This window comes from Bacillus arachidis, assembly GCF_030285945.1.
Lineage (GTDB): Bacteria > Bacillota > Bacilli > Bacillales > Bacillaceae_G > Bacillus_A > Bacillus_A arachidis.
This window is the reverse complement of record NZ_CP127376.1, coordinates 3,508,939-3,530,021: the sequence shown is the minus strand read 5'-3', so window position 1 is coordinate 3,530,021 and position 21,083 is coordinate 3,508,939. Positions and strand designations below refer to the sequence as shown.

Genomic DNA, 21,083 nt, shown 5'->3' with positions numbered 1-21,083 from the left:
TCAGGAAAACTGAAGGGATTTTTTATTATTTTTCTATACATACCGTGTTATAATTTTGAAAAGTAAAGGGAGGGAAACATTTTGGTAGATGCATTAGATGTGATGAGTAATTTGGATAAAGTCCTTCCTTATTATCAAGCTATTTTTAGTGCTGATGAACATACAGTAATTGGATATGAAGTAGTAGGACGTATCCAAACGGAAGATGGGATACAAAGTCTTGCTTCTTTTTTTCGCGATGATTCCATTCCGGGAGAATTCCAATTAGAGGCAGATAATGTCATAGTAGAAAAAGCATTAGAGCGCTACTTAGAAACAAATCAAGATTTTTTATTGTTTATACATCGGGGTGCAAACATATTAATGAATGATGAAGAAGAAAGTTTACTTCATTTACTGTTAATGTATGAAAAAAAAGGATTGAACTTAGGCCATATCGTTTTAGAAATAACAGAGCACGAGTGTAAGGCAGATATAGAACAATTTAATCATTTACTTATGTATTACCGTACATATGGAATTCAAATTTCAATTAATAAAGTCGGAACAGGAACGAGTAATCTAGAACGAATTAGTGTACTAGCACCTGACATTTTAAAGGTAGATTTAACGAACTTAAGACAAACTGCACTTTTACAATCTTATCAAGATATTTTATATTCTTTGTCACTACTCGCAAGAAGGATTGGTGCGACATTATTATATGAAGAAATTGACGCGTTTTACCAGTTACAATATGCTTGGAAAAATGGCGGGAGATATTATCAAGGCAATTATTTAAAAAAGTGTTTTCCAGATTTTATTGAAGCAGATATTTTAAAAGAACGTCTCGGTAATGAATGTCATCAATTTATTCAACATGAAAAGAAAAAACTACAAAAAATTTATCAATTAACAGAAACATTACGTGATCAAGTTGGGAATGTTTTATCTAAGCAGAAAAAGAATGAAGACGTTAATGATTGGTTATTACATTTTAGTCAACATGTATCGCATTATAGTTTTCGAATCTTTATTTGTAATGAAGATGGTTTTCAGCAATCGGGAAACATTATGAAAAAAGATGGTGAATGGATTGTGATGCCAGAGTATTATATGAAAAATTGGAGCTGGCGCCCGTACTTTTTAGAAAATATAATGAAAATGAGATTTGAAAATAAAGCAAGACTCTCGGATTTATATGCAGATATAGAAACAGGGGAGATGGTGCGAACATTTTCATTTCCAATTGATGATGAGAATTTTTTATTTATTGATTTGTCCTATGAATTTCTATACGAGGAAGATGTTTTATTTTAATGCACGAAGCAATTCGTGCATTTTTTGTTTGGTTTTATCATAAATTGGTAATAGTGAAAATGATGGTGAAAATGCTGTCTATCATTGTAAAGATTTTACGAACGAAACCATCCCTTTCTTTGCATAATCATTGTTACAATGAATACTACAAAGACAAGCTCTGTTAAAGGAAGGTGAAAGAATGAAAAAATATGGAATTTGGTTTGTTCTCTTTCTATGTGTGGCCTTTCTGGTTGGGTACAGTGTTACAACAGTTCTTGGTAAAGAAGAGATAAAAGTGGATCGAAAAGAAGTATTTACAACGATTCAAAAGGGATACGAGGCACAATTTTCAATTCGTGGGAAGCACTTGCCGATGAATAAAATGGTTGATGCGTTATCACTGTACTTTACAGATAATTTTCTTCAAGTTTTTACAGATGAAAATAGTAGGAATGATAAACAAAGTGGTGAATATTTACTTCCTACGAAAGAAGCACCTTTTTCATTTAATTCGGCAACTAAAATGTTGTATGATGAAGAACATCACCTTTTGTATGTATATGAACGGTCAAAAAATGAACAATATCAAATAGTAACATTACAACAGGATAAAGGAAAATGGAAATTAGCGGGGTATCATGAGAGTCAGGAACTTTTAACAGAAATGAAAAAGTTAGAAGAGTTAAAAGAATAGGAATAGGTGCATAGTCACCTATTCCTATTCTATATTTAGTAACTGTTGTAGCTTTTCAATTTGAAAACCTGCAACAACTTCACCGTCAATGACAACTGTTGGAGTTGAATATGAATCATAGTCATATAAAAGACGATTGCGAGCTGCAGTATCTTTTTTTACATCGAATTCTTCGTACGTTACGTTATTATGTTTTAAAAATTCTTTTACAATGGCACAGGGTGGACAATCTGGTTGTGTATAAACCTCTACTTTTTTCATTATAAACCCTCCTCTTTTTCTGCTCTTTATTATATTCTGCAGCTACAAAAACCGCAACAAAGGAAGAAAAAGATTTTCTTTCTGTTTTTTACTTCTTTTTTCGACAAATTTTAGTTGAGTTTCTCGCCAAGAAGCTTTATCCTAGAGTGTGGAACATTTTTTCTGTTATGACGGATAGAATGAGTATAGCTGTAAAACCTATTGGTAGGAAGATTAGAGAAAGGGGAGATTTCATGTCTCTACTCCAAGGAATTTTAACTCGACTTGTTAGTCTACAAGAACAAGCTGAAAGCGGTGAAGTAGCACAACGCTATTTTGAAGTGAACGGTGAACGCAAATGTAGCGTGAAATTTTTCGATAAAAGTGAAATGTATGAGTTAGAAGTGTATCAACAAGGCGAAAAGCCACAAGTATATCAATTCGATAACATTGATATGGTTGCAATTGAAATTTACGACATTATTTCTTGATACATACAAAAAAGGTACCGTTTCTCACGGTACCTTTTTTGGTGATTTTAATAAAAATTTTATTTTTTATTACTAGATAGTAAAAGGATAAAGAATTGAAAAAGACATGTGGAGATAATGAACTGTAAAATCTTGATGGAAGCTTCACGTTATCCCGCCTTAATGGACAGTAAGACCCCCCACTGATTAAAGTTTCACTTTATATGTATAAGATTTTTTTGTTGTTCCTACACTGGTATTAAAAGTTTGAAAGGAATGTGAAATATGGAACGACTACCAATTGTTATTTGTCCCAAATGTCATATGTCATTTGAAATGGATCATGTACTAACAGCGCAATCTAATCAGAATGTAATTTATATCTGTCCAGCATGTAAGTATTCTGTTCGAAATATAGAAACGAGTAAAGGATAATAAGTCATATTTTACTCTTTTGTCCCATACAATGAGAATGCAAAAAGTCTGTCTAATTGAAGGGACGTGACTAAGTGAACGGTGAATATCTATTTTATAACGTGTCAGAGAGGCATATGGATTTTGAAACAGTATTCTTACGTATTTGTAACTTTATTGAAAGGGATCCACGCAATTTGTATCGTCTATCTATTGGGACAGATTCACAAGCACATCAAAAAGATACCCGTTTTATTACGGCAGTGCACATTCATCGTGTTGGGAAAGGAGCATGGGGATGCTTAAGGTATAAAGCGGTACGTAAGAAACCAACTACTTTACGTGAAAAAATATATTTAGAAACACAGTTTAGTCAAGAAGTCGCTTATTTGTTTACGCCAGAACATATAAGACGTATATGGGAGTTGTTACATCCATATGCTCATGAAGGAGCGGGGTTTGTAATGGAAATTCACTTAGATATAGGAAATGATGGACTAACAAAAGAATTTATTTCTGATATGACAACGAAGGTGAAGGCGATGGGGCTAACTGCAAAAATTAAACCTGATGCCTATGCTGCTTTTAGTTATGCAAATCGCTACACAAAATGAAAAAAACTGAATTTTTCATCTATTAAACTAAGCGAATATTTTATATAATAAATACTAAGGAAAAAGGTATAAGGAGAGGAGTATATGCAGAAGAGTTTTACTTTAACAAAAGAGGAAAAAAGTTTGTTGTTAGATGTTTTGTTTCGACAAAACTATGCTAGTGAAATTCTCGCTGTTGAGCTTACAGATATTGAAAGTGGTTTAAAAGAGACTGATATTTCCCAATATAGAAGAATTACAAGGCTATTTAATCGATTGAAAAATGAAGGATACTAAGCGCTACCAGAAAGGTAGTCTTTTTTTTGTGTTCTATGGTAGAATGAACTGTGTATCATTATTTTTGTTGGAATAAAATTAGGACAAAATAATAATATGAAAACGCTATCATAAGATGTGAATAGAAATGGGAAATAAAGTGAAACTTTTAGCCGTGGATATGATTAACTGTGAACAGTAAGGTTCTTATGAATTGTCTATTGGAGATCATGTTAGCAGGAAAAAGGAAGAAAAAGTGGGGGATATAATATGATTAGTATTCCGAAAGATGAGTTTCAACAAGTTCTTGTTAAGGATTTAATGATTTCATCAGAAAAAGTTGCGCATGTTCAAATTGGAAATAGCTTAGAACATGCTTTGCTTGTTCTTGTAAAGTCTGGATATTCAGCAATTCCTGTTTTAGATCCTATGTATAAATTGCATGGATTAATAAGTACTGCTATGATTTTGGATGGGATTTTAGGGTTAGAGCGTATTGAATTTGAAAAACTTGAAGATATGAAAGTTGAGAATGTAATGAAAAAGGACATTCCGAATCTTAGACTTGAAGATTCATTTGCTAAAGCGTTAGAAATGACAATTGATCATCCATTTATTTGTGCTGTAAACAATGATGGGTACTTCGAAGGGATTTTAACAAGGCGTGCTATTTTGAAATTGCTGAACAAAAAAGTAAGACAATATAATCGATAAAGAAGGGTAAGCGACTTCGAATAAAAAGAGAAGTCGCTTTTTTATCATGCATCTCTTTTACGTATTTATATAAAGGCATTTTGATTTTTCGACGCATAAGTCACTGTTACGAGGAACGATAGATGATTGCTACTTGTTTTTTCTCTTTGTTTTAATTTGGCTGGGGCAGGAAAAAAATCTGGCTGCTCTTATTAGGTTTTATGTCGTTTTTTCAATTTGTACTTATATGTAGAGTGGCTAGTTTAAACAGGTATAAAAGGTTAGGGGAAATCATAATTCACCCAAGCTTCTTGGAAATAATAATTAAATATTGCATGTTAGAGAATGGTGCAACGTATATATTGAGGTTAGATGGTTACATGTAAGATAAGGAAAGAGGGAGAAAGTTGCAAATTGATGATTTTCAAATGATGGTTGTTTTAGCCCAGGAATCCAATATGAGAAAAGCTGCGGAGCGCTTATTCGTTTCACAGCCTGCACTCAGTCAACGATTACAATCAATGGAAAAACAGTGGGGAATGAAATTTTTTATCCGTTCTCAAAAAGGATTGACAATTACACCAGAAGGAGAAAAAGTGGCCAATTATGCGAAAGATATGTTGCAGAGAGAAGAGGCCATTAAAAGTGAATTAGCAATCTATCATACGGAAACATACGGAACATTAAAGATAGCGGTTGCCTCTGTGATTGGACAATACTGGTTACCACCTGTTTTAAAGAAATTTGTACAAAAATACCCATCTGTTAAAATCTCTCTTTTTACAGGGTGGAGTAGTGAAGTACAAAAGCAATTTTATGAAGGCGATGTCCATGTAGCTATATTACGAGGGAAACAAGAATATAAAGGGCATAAAGAGCAACTATTTGAGGATGAGCTGTATTTAGTTGATACAGAAATTAAAGATATTTCTATGTTGAAAGATACAAACAGACCGTTTATACAATTTAAAAGCGATTCGACATACTATGGACAAATACAGAATTGGTGGTACGGTTTATTTTCTAATCCTCCTAAACGAACGATTGTAGTTGATCAAATTGAAACATGTAAGCAGCTCGTTTTAAATGGAATTGGTTATGCGTTGTTGCCCTCCACTGTTTTAAAAGAAGTAAGAGAAAAGACATATAAAACACCGGTTCAGTTGAATCGAGAAACGTGGTTATTGACAAGTGATTCTGCAAGGCAACTTAAACAAGTACAAGCGTTTTTAGATACTATAGAAGAAATTCAAGCGGAAAAATAAGATTATTGTCTTGCTAGTAGCTCTTTCGTTTGGTAGAGTAACATTATAAATGGATTTAGGAGGCAACAAGCATGAAAATGATGGATGCAAACGAAATTATTTCGTTTATTCAAAAAAGTGAGAAGAAAACTCCTGTAAAGGTATACATAAAAGGGGATTTAAAAGAAGTAACATTCCCTGAAACAGTACAAGCGTTTGTAAATAAAAAAGCTGGTGTTTTATTTGGAGAATGGTCTGAAATCAAGACAGTTCTTGAAGAAAATAAAAAGCACGTTGTAGATTATGTTGTCGAAAACGATCGTCGTAACTCAGCAATTCCAATGCTTGACTTAAAAGGTATTAAAGCTCGTATTGAACCAGGTGCGATTATTCGTGACCATGTTGAAATCGGTGATAATGCAGTTATTATGATGAATGCAACGATTAATATCGGTGCAGTAATCGGTGAAGGCTCAATGATCGATATGAATGCAGTGCTTGGCGGACGTGCTACAGTAGGTAAAAACTGTCACGTTGGTGCTGGTGCGGTACTTGCAGGTGTTATCGAGCCACCTTCTGCAAAACCAGTTATCGTTGAAGACGACGTTGTAATTGGTGCAAATGTAGTTGTTCTAGAAGGTGTAACAGTTGGTAAAGGTGCAGTTGTTGCAGCGGGTGCGGTTGTGACGGAAGATGTACCACCATATACAGTAGTTGCAGGAACACCAGCGCGTGTTATTAAAGAAATTGATGAGAAGACAAAGGCAAAAACAGAAATTAAACAAGAACTTCGTCAATTAAACCCAGAAAAATAAAAACAAAAAGCGTAAGGGACTATTCATGCCCTTACGCTTTTTATAAATGGTGGTGCGGACATGACAGTCAGTAAATTTGTACAAATTCGTAGGGATTTACATAAAATTCCGGAATTAGGATTTAAGGAATGGAAAACACAAAAATATATTTTAGAGTATATTCATACTCTTCCTAAGGAATATATTGAAGTTAAAACATGGAAAACAGGCGTAATCGTTAAAGTGAATGGCAAAAAACCGGAGAAAATGATTGGTTATCGTGCAGATATTGATGGTTTACCGATTACTGAGGAGACTGGTTATGAATTCGCTTCTACTCATGAAGGGATGATGCACGCATGTGGTCATGATTTGCATACTACTATCGGTTTAGGACTTTTAACGGCTGCTATAAATGAAAGAATAGATGATGACATTGTCTTTCTATTCCAACCAGCTGAAGAAGGCCCAGGAGGAGCTCTTCCTATGTTAGAAAGTGAAGAGTTGAAGGAATGGAAGCCTGATATGATTTTAGGTCTTCATATCGCACCTGAGTATCCAGTAGGAACAATTGCGACAAAAGAGGGATTGTTATTTGCAAATACATCAGAATTATATATTGATTTAAAAGGAAAAGGCGGACATGCGGCATATCCACATACAGCGAATGATATGATTGTAGCAGCGAGTCATCTTGTTACACAGCTTCAATCTGTAATTAGCCGCAATGTGAATCCGCTTGATAGCGCTGTTATTACAATTGGTAAAATTACAGGTGGTACAGTTCAAAACATCATTGCTGAAAAATCTCGCTTAGAAGGGACGATTCGAACATTATCTGTCGAGTCAATGAAACAAGTGAAAAGTCGAATTGAAGCAATTGTGGCGGGAATTGAAGCAGCGTTTCAATGTGAAGCTGTTATTGATTACGGAGCCATGTATCATCAAGTGTATAATCATGGTGCGTTAACGCGAGAATTTATGACATTTACATCTGAACAAACAAATATGAATGTTGTTACATGTACAGAAGCGATGACAGGAGAAGATTTTGGTTATATGCTTCGTGATATTCCAGGGTTTATGTTCTGGCTTGGAGTAGACTCAGAATATGGTTTACATCATGCAAAACTACAACCGAAGGAAGAAGTGATTGAACAGACCATTTCATTTTTAAATCAATATGTAAAATGGAAAGGGAACAGGTCTTAAACTTGTTCTTTTTAATTGAGAAATTATAAGATATAATGCATTTTTTTTGTAATTCTAACACAATACTTTATAATGGTAGGTGGAGGGAAAAGTTGATAGTAAGTTGTTTTGTAATGATTACCAATTGAAATTGACTGAAAACTGATTCCTCTTATATACTACAAGAGTGGACATATATGATAAAAATTAATGGAGGTTGATACATATGGCAGAACGTATGGTAGCAAAACAAGCGCCACGCTTTGAAATGGACGCTGTTATGCCAAACAAAGAATTTGGTAAAGTAAGTCTTGAAGAAGTTATGAAACAGGACAAATGGACAGTGCTTTTCTTCTATCCAATGGATTTCACTTTCGTATGTCCAACAGAAATCATCGCACTTTCTGATCGTTATGATGAGTTTGAAGATTTAGATGCAGAAGTAATCGGTGTATCTACTGATACAATCCACACTCATTTAGCTTGGATTAACACTGATCGTACGAAAAATGGTTTAGGAGAATTAAATTATCCGTTAGCAGCAGATACGAACCATGTAGTATCTCGTGACTACGGTGTATTACTTGAAGAAGAAGGTATTGCACTTCGTGGTTTATTCATTATTAGTCCAGAAGGCGAATTAATGTACCAAGTTGTACATCACAACAACATCGGACGTGAAGTTGATGAAGTAATTCGTGTTCTTCAAGCTCTTCAAACTGGTGGACTTTGCCCAGCAAACTGGAAACCAGGTCAAGCAACTTTAAACGTTTAATTTTATTGTAAACTATAGAAGGTCTAACAATATTTTGTTAGGCCTTTCTCTACATGTATTAGGAGGAAAAATAATGAAATTACGCGAATCAATGCCTTCTTTAGATGGTGCAACAAAAGTATTAAATGGAGAAGTTGTACGTGAATCACTAATTGGTGAAAAACCTACACTTATTCATTTCTGGTCAGTTAGTTGTCACTTATGTAAAGAAGCAATGCCAAATATTAATAACTTTCGTGATGAGTATAAAGAGCAATTAAATGTTGTTTCCGTTCATATGCCACGTTCAGAAGAAGACTTAAACCTTGAGCAAGTGGAAGTAGTTGCAAAAGAACATGGAATTTCCCAACCTATTTTAGTGGACAATCAACATAAGATTACAGATTCATTTGAAAATCAATATGTGCCAGCGTATTATGTGTTTGATAAAAATGGTGTACTTCGTCATTTCCAAGCGGGTGGAAGCGGGATGCAAATGCTAACGAAACGAGTAAATCGTGTGTTAGATGAAGCGCAAAAAGAAGCTGAATAAAAGGTGGATTTTCTATTTACATGCTAGACGGCTTGGAAGTAGAAATTTCTTTTGATATGTGCAAAAAACCTCCTTTTCATTAGGGGGTTTTTGGTTTTATAAATAGTAGGTTAAATGAGAGATATACATCTAGGGTATGGATTTAATAATAAAAAATTGACTCAAAGCAATGGAACTGTATGTTTTAGTTTACTTTTCATGTGAAAAATGTGTAAAATCAATGTGATACATAGATAAAAGGGTGGGGGATTAGGTGCAGATTGGCAGCGCAATCTTATGTTTCTTTTTGTATGCATATGTTATTATTGCAGCGGTTTATTTCGGCATAAGTTTTTATGCATATCGTTTAAAGAATAAATGCGAATATGAAGAAACATATAAATGGGTGAAAGGTTATTTATCACCTGTATTAGAGATTATGAATGGATTTGTTCTTTTTTTATTTATTGGTTTAATTGCTTTTTCAACAAGCATAGTTGGAAATAAGACAACCTTATTTGTAATTGGTGTCATTATTTTTATGCTTTTAGGCATTCGAATAGGAAATGCTGTGTTTTGGAATGAAAGGAAAATTGATGGATGGACAGGTATGTTGATTCCAGGTATGTTAGCAGCTATTGTTACGAATATCGAACATGAATACAATCAATTACATTTTTGGTTAATCATCGTATTAACAATTTTTTCTGTCCTGTATATAAGTGCGGCATTTTTAACATATTGCGCAAATAAAAAAGGTGATTCTAATGGAATTCGTTTTTTTCGAAGTCGAGCGTTATTTTGGAGCGTCCCTACAATGCTTGTCATTGGAATCATTGCACTTATTGTAAATGGGTATAACTTTGCAGGATGGCAAGTTTTTTTAGAAACATGGTGGATTTTTATCATCTCGTTTTGTGCATTTTTAGGAGCAACTCATTATTTATTTCATCAACAACATTATAACTGGGCGCTCTTATTTGCTTTTATACAACTCTTATTTGCCTTTTTTGGTCAAGAAACATTATTATTTGTGTTTCAAACGTTTAGTTCGTTTGGAAACATTTTTGTTTTTGGTATGCTCGTTTGTATTATTGCGTTTTATTTACAACAGTATTTCTATATAGAGAAGCAAAAATAAGTGCAATTTGCTAAGCTTTGTGGTGAATATAAAATATGCTACAATGGAAAGAGATAGGACTTGATGTTATTGGAGGAATTCATGTGAGTGGGAAAGAGAAAGAATTTGCTGTCATCGGACTTGGACGTTTTGGAGGCAGTATTTGTCGTGAATTAGCCCAATTAGGTATGGAAGTAATGGCTATTGACTTAGATGAAGATAAAATTAATGAATTTGCCAATATTGCTTCGCATGCAGTGATTGCAGATTCAACAGATGAGATGGTGTTAAAAAGTCTAGGTATTCGTAATTTTGATCATGTTGTTGTTGCAATCGGAGATAATTTAAATGCAAGTATTTTAACTACACTTATTTTAAAAGAGCTAGGTGTGAAAAATATTACGGTAAAAGCTCAAAATGATTATCATGAAAAAGTGTTATCTAAAATAGGGGCAGACCATATTGTCCATCCTGAACGTGATATGGGAAAACGAATTGCGAATAATATTGCTTCAAGTAACGTATTAGATTACTTAGAGCTTTCTGATGAGCATAGTATTGTAGAGATTATTGCTAATAAAAAGATTGATGGTCACTCGTTAATTGAATTGGATATTCGAGCGAAGTTTGGATTAAACATTGTTGCAATTAAGCGAGGGAAGGAAGTTATTGTTTCCCCGCGAGCTACAGAAAATATTCAATCGGGAGATATTTTAATTGTAATTGGTCATGATGATGAAGTAAATCGCTTTAAGCACTTCTTAAGATAAGATAGAACGTAAAATAAAAAAGACAATGCTCGTAAGCATTGTCTTTTTTTATATTTCCATAATGATAGGTAAAATCATTGGACGACGTTTTGTTTTTTCGTATAAGAATGGTGCTAATGTGTCTGTAATCTCATTTTTAATTTCAGACCATTGTGTTGTTTTTCGCTCCATTACTTTTTCAAGGTGCGTTGTAATCAGTGTTTGAGCATCATTGATTAAATCGCTACTTTCACGCATATAAACGAATCCGCGAGAGATAATATCAGGTCCGGCAGCAACTTTAAATTCTTTCATATCAATGCTGACAACTACGATAACAAGTCCTTCTTCAGAAAGAATACGACGGTCGCGCAGTACAATGTTACCAATATCACCAATACCGTTTCCATCGATATAAACAGAGCCAGATGGGATTTTTCCAGCAACACTTGCTTCGTCTGAACGTAATGCAAGAACATCACCATTGTCCATGATGAAGCAATTCTCTTCTGGAATACCACAATCGTTTGCTAATTTCATGTGCATACGTTGCATGCGGAATTCACCATGAATTGGCATAAAGTATTTAGGTTTAATAAGACGTAGCATTAACTTTTGTTCTTCTTGTCCACCATGTCCACTTGTGTGGATGTTTGAAAGCTTACCATGGATAACATCAGCGCCAGCGCGATATAACATATTAATTGTACGGCTTACGCTAACTGTATTTCCTGGAATTGGTGAAGAAGAGAAGACAACTGTATCACCAGGAATAATTTGAATTTGGCGGTGTGTCCCATTCGCGATACGAGAAAGTGCTGCCATTGGTTCACCTTGACTACCTGTGCATAAAATAACGACTTTGTTAGCTGGTAGTCGATTGATTTGAGAGGCTTCAATAAATGTATCTTTTGGACAGCGAATATAACCGAGATCATGACCAATTTCAATTGCTGCTTCCATGCTTCGACCAAATACAGCCACTTTACGATTGTTTTCAACGGCAGCTTCAACAACTTGTTGCAAGCGATGAATATTTGACGCAAAGGTTGCAAAGATAATGCGACCTTCTACTTTGCGGAAAATATCTTGAATGCTATCGCCGACGCGGCGTTCAGACATTGTAAAGTTAGGGACTTCACTATTGGTACTATCAGATAAGAGACAAAGTACACCGTCTTTACCGATTTCCGCCATTTTCGTTAAGTCTGCTGGTTCGCCTACTGGTGTGAAATCAAATTTGAAATCTCCTGTATGAACAATTTGACCTTGCGGTGTTTTTACCACAGCACCGTATGAATCTGGAATACTGTGTGTTGTGCGGAAGAACGATACGGATGTCTTTTTGAATTTGATAACATCGTCTTCTTGAATTTCGTAAAGTTTTGCTTTTCGCAATAATCCGTGCTCTTCTAATTTGTTTTTAATTAGAGCAATTGCTAATTTCCCGCCGTAAATTGGGATATTCACTTGACGTAATAGGTAAGGGATACCGCCAATATGATCTTCGTGACCATGAGTAATAAATAACCCCTTAATTTTATCTTCGTTTCGTACAAAATAAGTGTAATCAGGAATCACATAGTCGATTCCGAGAAGTTCGTCTTCTGGAAATTTAATTCCAGCATCAATTATAATAATTTCATCTTGAAATTGAACAGCGTATGTATTTTTGCCGATTTCACCGAGTCCGCCAAGAGCGAAAACGGCTACCTGATCATTTTTTAGGAATTTCATAAATTATACGAGCTCCGTTAATGTTAAATCAGCATTTTGTTTTTCGTATTCAAGATGAGCACCAGTAACAGATTGGACAAACTCAATATTATATGCGAACTTTTGTAATTTTGTACGAACGTCTTTTTCGGATTCCGCTTCTAAATATAAAACTTTTGTATTTTCACGCACTGGAACCTCAGTCATTTTTTCTTGATAGAATACTTTAAAAATCATTGGGAAAACCTCTCCTTGTCTATGTTTTGCATTATCTGTTACCTATTATAAAGCAAATAGTTATGATTTTCATGTTTTTTCGAATGAGAATGAAGAAAAAGCCCGAAATGGGCACGATTTAAGCCATTGTCTTTTTACGGACTAAATCGTTTAAATATTGTTTTAGCTTTTTCTTCAGCTTCTTCAGCATGATTACTCCTTCCTTTCCTTATTTTAAACATGCATACTTAATTCTTATTTAGTAGTAACTCTTCATCTCCACATACTAGAAAACCATAGAAGATAAATGAGGGAATCGCCGCCTTGATGTTCAGTGATCTTATTCGCTCATGCAGACGTAATCTTATATTCCGTTTTTTGCTCTCACAGGCAGTACGCCCCCGGTTATAAATATAGTATGAGGTAGATTAGAAAAGAAAATTCATTCAAACTACTATTAATGCTCTTTTAATAGTATATGCATATTTCGTAAATAAGGTTAGAAAGTGAACGCTTTCTTCACAGATGTTTAATATGTTATACTTTTTTTTAGGATTTGAAAAGAAGTAGTCAAAATAGGAATATAGAAGGCTTAGAAAGGGTTTTGAAAATGAATAATAAAATCGTCTTTTTTGATATTGATGGAACATTGTTAGATCACGATAAAAAAATTCCACAATCTACAAGAGAAGCGGTGCGTACGTTACAAGAAAAAGGAGTACATGTGGCAATTGCGACAGGGCGTGCACCTTTCATGTTTGAAGACATTCGTAATGAGCTTAACATTCATAATTATGTTAGTTTTAATGGCCAATATGTTGTATTTGAAGATGAGGTTATATTTAAAAATCCATTACACCCTAATACATTACATACTTTTACAACGTTTGCTAAGCAAGAGGGATATCCACTTGTTTATTTAGATCATAAGGATATGAAGGCAACAGTAGAATATCATAATTATGTAAAAGAAAGTTTCGGAAGTCTGCAATTTGAGCATCCGTTATATGAGCCAAGTTTTTATGAAAATCGTGACGTTTATCAAACGCTTCTTTTTTGCCAAGCGGGTGAGGAAAAAAAGTTCATTTATGATTATCCAGATTTTCATTTTATTCGTTGGCACGCGTATTCTATGGACATTATCCCAAATGGTGGTTCTAAAGCAAAGGGAATTGAAAAATTCATTGAGAAATTAGGGTTTAAGCGTGAACAGGTCTATGCTTTTGGAGATGGATTAAATGATTTAGAAATGATTGAAGCAGTAGGAACGGGGATTGTGATGGGGAATGGTCACGACGATTTGAAAAAACTTGCTAATTATGTGACGAAAGATGTTAGTGAAGATGGGATTCTTCACGGTTTGCAGTGGGCTGGTTTACTCTAGGTAATATGGTGTGAGAACCATTCCATAAGAGGAGTAATATAATAATAGTAGTAAAAAGCAGAAGCTATTGCTTCTGCTCTTTATCGTTCTAGAGGTTTTGCATCCTCGGGGGCTACAAAAGGATTTTTTTGATTAATATGATCATAGAACATTACACCATTTAAATGGTCAATCTCATGTTGGAATACAATCGCTGGTAACCCTTTCAAACGTAATTTTACTTCTTCACCATCGACGGTAGTTGCTTTAACTGTAATTCGTGTATAACGTGGAACATATCCAGGAACTTCACGATCTACAGATAGGCATCCTTCGCCACCTGATAAGTATGTACGTTCAACAGAGTGACTAATAATTTTGGGATTGAATAAAGCATAGCTGTATAAAGTTTCGGTTGTATCAGTAACATGAACAGCAATCATTCTTTTTGAAATACCAATTTGTGGTGCAGCTAGCCCGATTCCTGGACGTAAATTATATTTTTCAACCATTTCAGGGTTTTGACTGTTCATTACAAATTCAATCATTTCTCGTAGTACACGTGTATCTTCCTCATTTGCTGGCAGAGGTACTTCTTCTGCTACTGCTCGTAGAATGGGATTTCCTTCACGAATTACATCGTTCATTGTAAGCATTCACAATCTCTCCTTTCTCCTTTAGTCTACCAAAGGAGCTGAAAAAAGTCATGATAAAGTACATAGTACCTATATATAAATTAAGCAAATAAAGAGGATGACTAGTGCTGTAATTTTATTATCAGCGATTGGTTGGTAAAAAAAGAAAAGACGGCAGAGCCGCCTATTTCTTTCTATAGTTGCTTTGTTTTACATTAACGAATGCAAGCAGCACCAACGATAATTAAAAGAATAAACAACACAACGATTAAAGCAAAGCCCCGTCCGTATCCGCATCCTCCGCAAGAACCTCCGTATCCTCCGTAAGAACCTCCGTATCCATAGGAAGGATATGAACAAGTTGGATAACAATATGTGTATCCGTACATGAGATGACCTCCTTTATCATTTCCCGCTAATACTGCGGTTATTATAAGGTATGGAAGAGTGGTTAGAAGTGTATAGACATTCGCCTAGAAAAGGAAGAAGTGATTGCATATTTTTGTTATAAAGAGAGAAAAACTAAGAAGAATTAAATCGTTTACATATTATTCTACGATGGAAAACAGGTTAAATAGGGAATAATATAACAGTAGGTTATTGCTTACTAATACAGATGTGAAAATAAAAACAACAATGTATAGTGGAAACCTTAATGTTATTCATAAAAAAATCGTAACCAAAGTAATTGACATCGTGATTAGAATAGTTGTAAACTAAAAAACGTGATCAAGATTGTATTAATATGTTTCTGAAAAAACATTAGTACAGATTGTTAGGTACACAAAATTATTCTCAACCGGCGAGGTTTCCTGTCGGTTTACATGGTTACGTTTTCGTACTAGTGAATTTCTAGTGAAAGCGTTTCAGAATATGGTTCAAGAGAGGAAGAGGTGAACGGAATGGGTACTAAAACAAAAAAGACCCTATTTAATGTTGATGAGCAAATGAAAGCTATCGCAGCTCAATTTGAAACATTACAAATTTTAAATGAAAACGGCGAAGTTGTGAATGAAGCAGCTATGCCTGAATTATCTGATGATCAATTAAAAGAATTAATGCGTCGTATGGTGTATACTCGCGTATTAGACCAACGTTCTATTTCTTTAAACCGTCAAGGACGTTTAGGTTTCTACGCACCTACAGCTGGACAAGAAGCTTCTCAATTAGCGAGTCATTTCGCACTTGAAGCAGAAGACTTCATCTTACCAGGATACCGTGATGTACCACAATTAGTATGGCACGGATTACCATTATACCAAGCATTTTTATTCTCTCGTGGACACTTCATGGGTAACCAAATGCCTGAGAATGTAAATGCACTAGCTCCACAAATCATTATCGGTGCGCAAATCATCCAAACTGCTGGTGTTGCGTTAGGTATGAAACTACGTGGTAAAAAATCTGTTGCAATTACTTACACTGGTGACGGTGGTGCTTCACAAGGTGACTTCTACGAAGGTATGAACTTTGCAGGTGCATTCAAAGCTCCAGCAATCTTCGTTGTTCAAAACAACCGTTACGCAATCTCTACTCCAGTAGAAAAGCAATCTGCAGCTAAAACTGTAGCACAAAAAGCAGTAGCAGCAGGTATTTACGGAATTCAAGTAGACGGTATGGATCCATTAGCTGTATACGCAGCAACTGCTTTCGCTCGTGAGCGCGCAGTAAATGGCGAAGGCCCTACTCTAATCGAGACTCTAACATTCCGTTACGGTCCACATACAATGGCTGGTGATGACCCAACTCGTTACCGTACAAAAGATATCGAAAACGAATGGGAACAAAAAGATCCAATCGTACGCTTCCGTACATTCTTAGAAAATAAAGGCCTATGGTCTCAAGAAGTAGAAGAAAAAGTAATCGAAGAAGCAAAAGAAGATATCAAACAAGCAATTGCTAAGGCTGACCAAGCTCCAAAACAAAAAGTAACTGATTTAATGGAAATCATGTACGAAAAAATGCCTTACAACTTAGCTGAACAATATGAAATTTATAAAGAAAAGGAGTCGAAGTAAGCCATGGCTCAAATGACAATGATTCAAGCAATCACTGATGCTTTACGTGTTGAAATGAAAAATGACCCTAACGTACTTGTGTTTGGTGAAGACGTTGGTGTAAACGGCGGTGTATTCCGTGCTACTGAAGGTTTACAAGCTGAATTCGGTGAAGATCGTGTAATGGATACTCCACTTGCAGAGTCTGGTATCGGTGGACTTGCAGTTGGTCTTGCACTTGAAGGATTCCGTCCAGTTCCAGAAATCCAATTCTTCGGTTTCGTTTATGAAGTAATGGATTCTATTTCTGGTCAATTAGCTCGTATGCGTTACCGTTCTGGTGGACGTTGGACTGCTCCAGTAACAGTTCGTTCTCCATTTGGTGGCGGTGTTCATACTCCAGAATTACATGCTGATAGCTTAGAAGGATTAGTGGCTCAACAACCTGGTCTAAAAGTTGTTATCCCATCTACTCCATACGATGCAAAAGGTCTTTTAATCTCTGCGATTCGTGACAACGATCCAGTTATCTACTTAGAGCATATGAAATTGTACCGTTCATTCCGTCAAGACGTACCAGAAGGCGAATACACAATTGATTTAGGTAAAGCTGATATCAAACGTGAAGGTACAGATGTATCTGTTATCGCTTACGGTGCTATGGTTCATGCTGCATTAAAAGCTGCTGAAGAACTTGAAAAAGAAGGTATCTCTTTAGAAGTTGTTGACTTACGTACAGTTCAACCATTAGATATCGAAACAATCATCGCTTCTGTTGAAAAAACAGGTCGCGTAGTTGTAGTTCAAGAAGCTCAAAAACAAGCTGGTATTGCAGCTAACGTTGTAGCGGAAATTAACGACCGTGCAATCTTAAACTTAGAAGCTCCAGTTGTACGTGTTGCAGCTGCTGATACAGTATTCCCATTCTCTCAAGCTGAGAGCGTATGGTTACCAAACCATAAAGATATTGTTGAAGCTGTAAACAAAGTAATGAACTTCTAATTTTTAGTTTTTCATGTGCAAAAGAAATCAGCACATGCTGATTTCTTTTGCCATATTCCATAATAAAGAAATGAATCAGGGGGCTGAATTCCGTGGCATTTGAATTTAAACTACCAGATATCGGTGAAGGTATCCACGAAGGTGAAATCGTAAAATGGTTTATTAAACCAGGCGACGAAGTAAACGAAGACGATGTACTTCTTGAAGTGCAAAATGATAAAGCAGTAGTAGAAATCCCTTCTCCAGTTAAAGGTAAAGTACTTGAAGTACTTGTAGAAGAAGGTACGGTTGCAGTAGTTGGAGATACATTAATTAAATTTGATGCTCCTGGATACGAAAACCTTAAATTTAAAGGTGACGACCATGACGATGCTCCAAAAGCTGAAGAAGCGAAAGAAGAAGCTCCTAAAGCTGAAGCTACTCCAGCAGCAACTGCTGAAGTAGTAAATGAGCGCGTAATCGCTATGCCATCAGTTCGTAAATATGCTCGTGAAAAAGGTGTAGATATTCATAAAGTAGCTGGTTCTGGTAAGAACGGCCGCGTTGTGAAAGCTGATATCGATGCATTTGCAAATGGTGGACAAACTGTAGCAGCAACTGAGGCTCCAGCAGCAGTAGAAGCTACTCCAGCAGCAGCAAAAGAAGAAGCACCAAAAGCACAACCAATCCCAGCTGGTGAATATCCAGAAACTCGTGAGAAAATGAGTGGTATCCGTAAAGCGATTGCAAAAGCAATGGTTAACTCTAAGCATACAGCTCCTCACGTAACATTAATGGATGAAGTAGATGTAACAGAACTTGTTGCTCACCGTAAGAAGTTCAAAGCTGTTGCAGCTGACAAAGGTATTAAATTAACTTACCTTCCATACGTTGTAAAAGCTTTAACATCTGCATTACGTGAATTCCCAATGTTGAATACTGCTTTAGACGATGCTTCTCAAGAAATCGTTCATAAACATTACTTCAACATCGGTATCGCAGCTGATACAGACAAAGGTCTATTAGTACCAGTTGTTAAAGATACAGATCGTAAATCAATCTTCACTATTTCTAACGAGATCAATGATCTTGCTGGTAAAGCACGTGAAGGTCGTTTAGCTCCAGCTGAAATGAAAGGTGCTTCTTGCACAATTACAAACATTGGTTCTGCAGGTGGACAATGGTTCACTCCAGTTATCAATCACCCAGAAGTAGCAATCCTTGGTATCGGCCGTATCGCTGAGAAGCCAGTTGTGAAAAACGGTGAAATCGTTGCAGCTCCAGTATTAGCATTATCTCTAAGCTTTGACCATCGTTTAATTGACGGCGCAACTGCTCAAAAAGCATTAAACCAAATTAAACGTCTATTGAATGACCCACAATTATTAGTAATGGAGGCGTAATAACAATGGTAGTAGGAGATTTCCCAATTGAATTAGATACAGTCGTTGTTGGTGCAGGTCCTGGTGGATACGTTGCGGCAATTCGTGCAGCACAATTAGGTCAAAAGGTAGCAATTATCGAAAAAGCTAACCTTGGTGGCGTATGCTTAAACGTTGGATGTATTCCTTCAAAAGCGTTAATCAATGCAGGTCATCGTTATGAGAATGCAATGCATTCTGATGACATGGGTATCACTGCAGAGAACGTAAAAGTTGACTTTACAAAAGTTCAAGAATGGAAAAACGGCGTAGTTAAGAAATTAACTGGCGGTGTTGAAGGCCTTCTTAAAGGTAACAAAGTTGAAATCATTCGCGGTGAAGCTTACTTCGTAGATGCTAACACATTACGCGTAATGACTGAAGATGCAGCTCAAACTTATACGTTTAAAAATGCTGTTCTTGCAACTGGTTCTACACCAATCGAAATTCCTGGATTCAAATACTCTAAACGTGTTATCAACTCTACAGGCGCTCTAAGCTTACCTGAAATTCCTAAAAAACTTGTTGTAATCGGCGGCGGTTACATCGGTATGGAATTAGGTACTGCATATGCTAACTTCGGTACAGAAGTTACTGTAGTAGAAGCTGGCGACGAAATCTTAGCTGGTTTCGAAAAAGCAATGAGCTCTGTTGTTAAACGTGCCCTTCAAAAGAAAGGTAACGTAAATATCCATACAAAAGCTATGGCTAAAGGCGTTGAAGAAACAGAAACTGGCGTAAAAGTTAGCTTCGAAGTTAAAGGTGAAGTACAAACTGTAGAAGCAGATTACGTATTAGTAACTGTAGGTCGTCGTCCAAACACTCAAGAAATCGGTCTTGAGCAAGTTGGAGTTAAAATGACTGATCGCGGTATCATCGAAATCGATGAGCAATGCCGTACAAACGTACCAAACATCTATGCAATCGGTGATATCGTTCCTGGACCACCATTAGCTCACAAAGCTTCTTACGAAGGTAAAGTAGCTGTTGAAGCAATTAGTGGCCATGCATCAGCTATCGATTACATCGGAATTCCTGCAGTATGCTTCACAGATCCAGAATTAGCATCTGTTGGATACACTAAGAAACAAGCTGAAGAAGCAGGAATGGCAGTAACTGTATCTAAGTTCCCATTCGCTGCAAACGGTCGTGCGTTATCATTAAACAGCACAGACGGTTTCCTACAACTTGTAACACGTAAAGAAGATGGTCTTCTTGTAGGTGCACAAGTTGCAGGTGCAGGTGCTTCTGATATTATCTCTGAGATTGGTTTAGCTATCGAAGCTGGAATGACAGCTGAAGATATCGCTCAAACAATCCATGCTCACCCAACATTAGGTGAAATCACAATGGAAGCAGCTGAAGTTGCTCTTGGAATGCCAATTCACATTGTAAAATAATACGAATAACCAAAATAACCCGCCTTTTATCTTTTTAAAGGCGGGTTATTTTTTATTTTATGGAATTTATCTTGCAAAATCCCGATTTGTGAGAGCTGATCGTTAGTGAGAATGAAGAAATCCATTGATTAAAGTTTCACTTTATCCATTAAAGCTTTAGTAGAGCTAACAAGGTCGTTATGTATATTTATGGAATAAATACGTAATACTATATAGTCTAAATTGGAATGTACGTAACTTTTTTAGAAATATAATGGACTCAAATCCATTACATCTTTTCGTATTATGTAATGGATTTGAGTCCAATAC

General features: G+C 35.8%; 24 protein-coding genes. 19 read left to right on the top strand and 5 right to left on the bottom strand.

Annotated features, from left to right (window positions below; all coding sequences use genetic code 11):
• Positions 1–81: 81 nt before the first annotated feature.
• Positions 82–1,299 carry an EAL domain-containing protein gene (locus QRY57_RS19730; RefSeq protein ID WP_026590170.1) on the top strand — a complete coding sequence of 406 codons (1,218 nt, stop codon included), beginning with the start codon at positions 82–84 and terminating at the stop codon, positions 1,297–1,299.
• Between the two features lie 181 nt (positions 1,300–1,480).
• On the top strand, positions 1,481–1,975 hold the full coding sequence (locus QRY57_RS19725; RefSeq protein ID WP_208017052.1) for a DUF3993 domain-containing protein: 495 nt from the start codon (positions 1,481–1,483) through the stop codon (positions 1,973–1,975).
• 24 nt (positions 1,976–1,999) lie between these two features.
• Here QRY57_RS19725 and QRY57_RS19720 read toward each other — a convergent pair whose 3' ends face one another.
• Positions 2,000–2,236, bottom strand: a complete 237-nt coding sequence (locus tag QRY57_RS19720) for a glutaredoxin family protein (RefSeq protein ID WP_026590172.1) — start codon at positions 2,234–2,236, stop codon at positions 2,000–2,002.
• A gap of 233 nt (positions 2,237–2,469) precedes the next feature.
• On the opposite strand from QRY57_RS19720, the gene QRY57_RS19715 reads away from it, so the two are divergent.
• The 12 genes from QRY57_RS19715 (at position 2,470) to QRY57_RS19660 (ending at position 11,066) form a co-directional block, all read left to right on the top strand.
• Complete coding sequence (locus tag QRY57_RS19715) at positions 2,470–2,706, top strand: YkuJ family protein (protein WP_000055151.1); 237 nt, start codon at positions 2,470–2,472, stop codon at positions 2,704–2,706.
• Positions 2,707–2,970: 264 nt separating this feature from the next.
• Positions 2,971–3,120 carry a hypothetical protein gene (locus QRY57_RS19710; protein WP_090687304.1) on the top strand — a complete coding sequence of 50 codons (150 nt, stop codon included), beginning with the start codon at positions 2,971–2,973 and terminating at the stop codon, positions 3,118–3,120.
• Positions 3,121–3,236: 116 nt separating this feature from the next.
• A complete protein-coding gene (locus tag QRY57_RS19705) occupies positions 3,237–3,713 on the top strand; it encodes a ribonuclease H-like YkuK family protein (protein WP_243765140.1) in 477 nt (158 codons plus the stop codon).
• An 84-nt stretch (positions 3,714–3,797) separates the two neighbouring features.
• Complete coding sequence (gene abbA, locus QRY57_RS19700; RefSeq protein WP_026590174.1) at positions 3,798–3,989, top strand: antirepressor AbbA; 192 nt, start codon at positions 3,798–3,800, stop codon at positions 3,987–3,989.
• A 249-nt stretch (positions 3,990–4,238) separates the two neighbouring features.
• Positions 4,239–4,682, top strand: coding sequence for a cyclic-di-AMP-binding protein CbpB (gene cbpB / locus QRY57_RS19695; protein WP_026590175.1), 444 nt, complete (start codon positions 4,239–4,241; stop codon positions 4,680–4,682).
• 386 nt (positions 4,683–5,068) lie between these two features.
• Positions 5,069–5,926 (top strand): transcriptional regulator CcpC, encoded by an 858-nt coding sequence (ccpC, locus tag QRY57_RS19690; protein WP_432804056.1) that lies wholly within the window; start codon positions 5,069–5,071, stop codon positions 5,924–5,926.
• A 71-nt stretch (positions 5,927–5,997) separates the two neighbouring features.
• On the top strand, positions 5,998–6,720 hold the full coding sequence (gene dapD / locus QRY57_RS19685) for a 2,3,4,5-tetrahydropyridine-2,6-dicarboxylate N-acetyltransferase (protein ID WP_026590177.1): 723 nt from the start codon (positions 5,998–6,000) through the stop codon (positions 6,718–6,720).
• 60 nt (positions 6,721–6,780) lie between these two features.
• The gene (locus QRY57_RS19680) at positions 6,781–7,911 is read left to right on the top strand and encodes an N-acetyldiaminopimelate deacetylase (RefSeq protein WP_286015913.1); all 1,131 of its coding nucleotides are present in this window, start codon (positions 6,781–6,783) and stop codon (positions 7,909–7,911) included.
• 205 nt (positions 7,912–8,116) lie between these two features.
• Positions 8,117–8,665, top strand: coding sequence for a peroxiredoxin (locus QRY57_RS19675; protein WP_026590179.1), 549 nt, complete (start codon positions 8,117–8,119; stop codon positions 8,663–8,665).
• Positions 8,666–8,738: 73 nt separating this feature from the next.
• A complete protein-coding gene (locus QRY57_RS19670) occupies positions 8,739–9,197 on the top strand; it encodes a TlpA disulfide reductase family protein (protein WP_286015912.1) in 459 nt (152 codons plus the stop codon).
• A 253-nt stretch (positions 9,198–9,450) separates the two neighbouring features.
• A complete protein-coding gene (locus QRY57_RS19665; protein ID WP_286015911.1) occupies positions 9,451–10,317 on the top strand; it encodes a cytochrome C oxidase assembly protein in 867 nt (288 codons plus the stop codon).
• A gap of 35 nt (positions 10,318–10,352) precedes the next feature.
• On the top strand, positions 10,353–11,066 hold the full coding sequence (locus tag QRY57_RS19660) for a potassium channel family protein (protein WP_051588525.1): 714 nt from the start codon (positions 10,353–10,355) through the stop codon (positions 11,064–11,066).
• A gap of 48 nt (positions 11,067–11,114) precedes the next feature.
• On the opposite strand, the gene rnjA is transcribed toward QRY57_RS19660, so the two are convergent.
• A complete protein-coding gene (gene rnjA / locus QRY57_RS19655; RefSeq protein ID WP_208017055.1) occupies positions 11,115–12,782 on the bottom strand; it encodes a ribonuclease J1 in 1,668 nt (555 codons plus the stop codon).
• Positions 12,783–12,785: 3 nt separating this feature from the next.
• Positions 12,786–12,998 carry a DNA-dependent RNA polymerase subunit epsilon gene (locus tag QRY57_RS19650; protein WP_026590184.1) on the bottom strand — a complete coding sequence of 71 codons (213 nt, stop codon included), beginning with the start codon at positions 12,996–12,998 and terminating at the stop codon, positions 12,786–12,788.
• 589 nt (positions 12,999–13,587) lie between these two features.
• On the opposite strand from QRY57_RS19650, the gene QRY57_RS19645 reads away from it, so the two are divergent.
• Positions 13,588–14,361 carry a Cof-type HAD-IIB family hydrolase gene (locus QRY57_RS19645; RefSeq protein ID WP_208017057.1) on the top strand — a complete coding sequence of 258 codons (774 nt, stop codon included), beginning with the start codon at positions 13,588–13,590 and terminating at the stop codon, positions 14,359–14,361.
• Positions 14,362–14,441: 80 nt separating this feature from the next.
• Here the strand turns inward: QRY57_RS19645 and def are convergent, their stop codons facing one another.
• A complete protein-coding gene (gene def, locus QRY57_RS19640; protein WP_026590186.1) occupies positions 14,442–14,996 on the bottom strand; it encodes a peptide deformylase in 555 nt (184 codons plus the stop codon).
• 194 nt (positions 14,997–15,190) lie between these two features.
• The gene (locus QRY57_RS19635) at positions 15,191–15,364 is read right to left on the bottom strand and encodes a YjcZ family sporulation protein (RefSeq protein ID WP_026590187.1); all 174 of its coding nucleotides are present in this window, start codon (positions 15,362–15,364) and stop codon (positions 15,191–15,193) included.
• Positions 15,365–15,877: 513 nt separating this feature from the next.
• On the opposite strand from QRY57_RS19635, the gene pdhA reads away from it, so the two are divergent.
• From pdhA to lpdA, 4 genes are all read left to right on the top strand, one after another.
• Positions 15,878–16,993, top strand: coding sequence for a pyruvate dehydrogenase E1 component subunit alpha (gene pdhA, locus QRY57_RS19630; RefSeq protein WP_026590188.1), 1,116 nt, complete (start codon positions 15,878–15,880; stop codon positions 16,991–16,993).
• Between the two features lie 3 nt (positions 16,994–16,996).
• Positions 16,997–17,974, top strand: coding sequence for a pyruvate dehydrogenase complex E1 component subunit beta (gene pdhB / locus QRY57_RS19625; RefSeq protein WP_000068166.1), 978 nt, complete (start codon positions 16,997–16,999; stop codon positions 17,972–17,974).
• Positions 17,975–18,066: 92 nt separating this feature from the next.
• Complete coding sequence (pdhC, locus tag QRY57_RS19620; RefSeq protein ID WP_026590189.1) at positions 18,067–19,356, top strand: pyruvate dehydrogenase complex dihydrolipoyllysine-residue acetyltransferase; 1,290 nt, start codon at positions 18,067–18,069, stop codon at positions 19,354–19,356.
• Between the two features lie 5 nt (positions 19,357–19,361).
• Positions 19,362–20,774 carry a dihydrolipoyl dehydrogenase gene (gene lpdA / locus QRY57_RS19615; RefSeq protein ID WP_026590190.1) on the top strand — a complete coding sequence of 471 codons (1,413 nt, stop codon included), beginning with the start codon at positions 19,362–19,364 and terminating at the stop codon, positions 20,772–20,774.
• Positions 20,775–21,083: the final 309 nt, after the last annotated feature.

What these genes read in the sequence shown, in the direction of transcription:
- QRY57_RS19720 (WP_026590172.1), bottom strand. Translation starts at nt 2,236, where the DNA reads ATGAAAAAAGTAGAGGTTTATACACAACCAGATTGTCCACCCTGTGCC.
- dapD (WP_026590177.1), top strand. Translation starts at nt 5,998, where the DNA reads ATGAAAATGATGGATGCAAACGAAATTATTTCGTTTATTCAAAAAAGT.
- QRY57_RS19660 (WP_051588525.1), top strand. Translation starts at nt 10,353, where the DNA reads ATGCTACAATGGAAAGAGATAGGACTTGATGTTATTGGAGGAATTCAT.
- lpdA (WP_026590190.1), top strand. Translation starts at nt 19,362, where the DNA reads ATGGTAGTAGGAGATTTCCCAATTGAATTAGATACAGTCGTTGTTGGT.
- pdhA (WP_026590188.1), top strand. Translation starts at nt 15,878, where the DNA reads ATGGGTACTAAAACAAAAAAGACCCTATTTAATGTTGATGAGCAAATG.
- def (WP_026590186.1), bottom strand. Translation starts at nt 14,996, where the DNA reads ATGCTTACAATGAACGATGTAATTCGTGAAGGAAATCCCATTCTACGA.
- QRY57_RS19650 (WP_026590184.1), bottom strand. Translation starts at nt 12,998, where the DNA reads ATGATTTTTAAAGTATTCTATCAAGAAAAAATGACTGAGGTTCCAGTG.
- pdhB (WP_000068166.1), top strand. Translation starts at nt 16,997, where the DNA reads ATGGCTCAAATGACAATGATTCAAGCAATCACTGATGCTTTACGTGTT.
- QRY57_RS19635 (WP_026590187.1), bottom strand. Translation starts at nt 15,364, where the DNA reads ATGTACGGATACACATATTGTTATCCAACTTGTTCATATCCTTCCTAT.
- cbpB (WP_026590175.1), top strand. Translation starts at nt 4,239, where the DNA reads ATGATTAGTATTCCGAAAGATGAGTTTCAACAAGTTCTTGTTAAGGAT.
- rnjA (WP_208017055.1), bottom strand. Translation starts at nt 12,782, where the DNA reads ATGAAATTCCTAAAAAATGATCAGGTAGCCGTTTTCGCTCTTGGCGGA.
- QRY57_RS19680 (WP_286015913.1), top strand. Translation starts at nt 6,781, where the DNA reads ATGACAGTCAGTAAATTTGTACAAATTCGTAGGGATTTACATAAAATT.
- QRY57_RS19645 (WP_208017057.1), top strand. Translation starts at nt 13,588, where the DNA reads ATGAATAATAAAATCGTCTTTTTTGATATTGATGGAACATTGTTAGAT.
- abbA (WP_026590174.1), top strand. Translation starts at nt 3,798, where the DNA reads ATGCAGAAGAGTTTTACTTTAACAAAAGAGGAAAAAAGTTTGTTGTTA.
- QRY57_RS19725 (WP_208017052.1), top strand. Translation starts at nt 1,481, where the DNA reads ATGAAAAAATATGGAATTTGGTTTGTTCTCTTTCTATGTGTGGCCTTT.
- QRY57_RS19705 (WP_243765140.1), top strand. Translation starts at nt 3,237, where the DNA reads ATGGATTTTGAAACAGTATTCTTACGTATTTGTAACTTTATTGAAAGG.
- QRY57_RS19715 (WP_000055151.1), top strand. Translation starts at nt 2,470, where the DNA reads ATGTCTCTACTCCAAGGAATTTTAACTCGACTTGTTAGTCTACAAGAA.
- QRY57_RS19710 (WP_090687304.1), top strand. Translation starts at nt 2,971, where the DNA reads ATGGAACGACTACCAATTGTTATTTGTCCCAAATGTCATATGTCATTT.
- QRY57_RS19670 (WP_286015912.1), top strand. Translation starts at nt 8,739, where the DNA reads ATGAAATTACGCGAATCAATGCCTTCTTTAGATGGTGCAACAAAAGTA.
- QRY57_RS19675 (WP_026590179.1), top strand. Translation starts at nt 8,117, where the DNA reads ATGGCAGAACGTATGGTAGCAAAACAAGCGCCACGCTTTGAAATGGAC.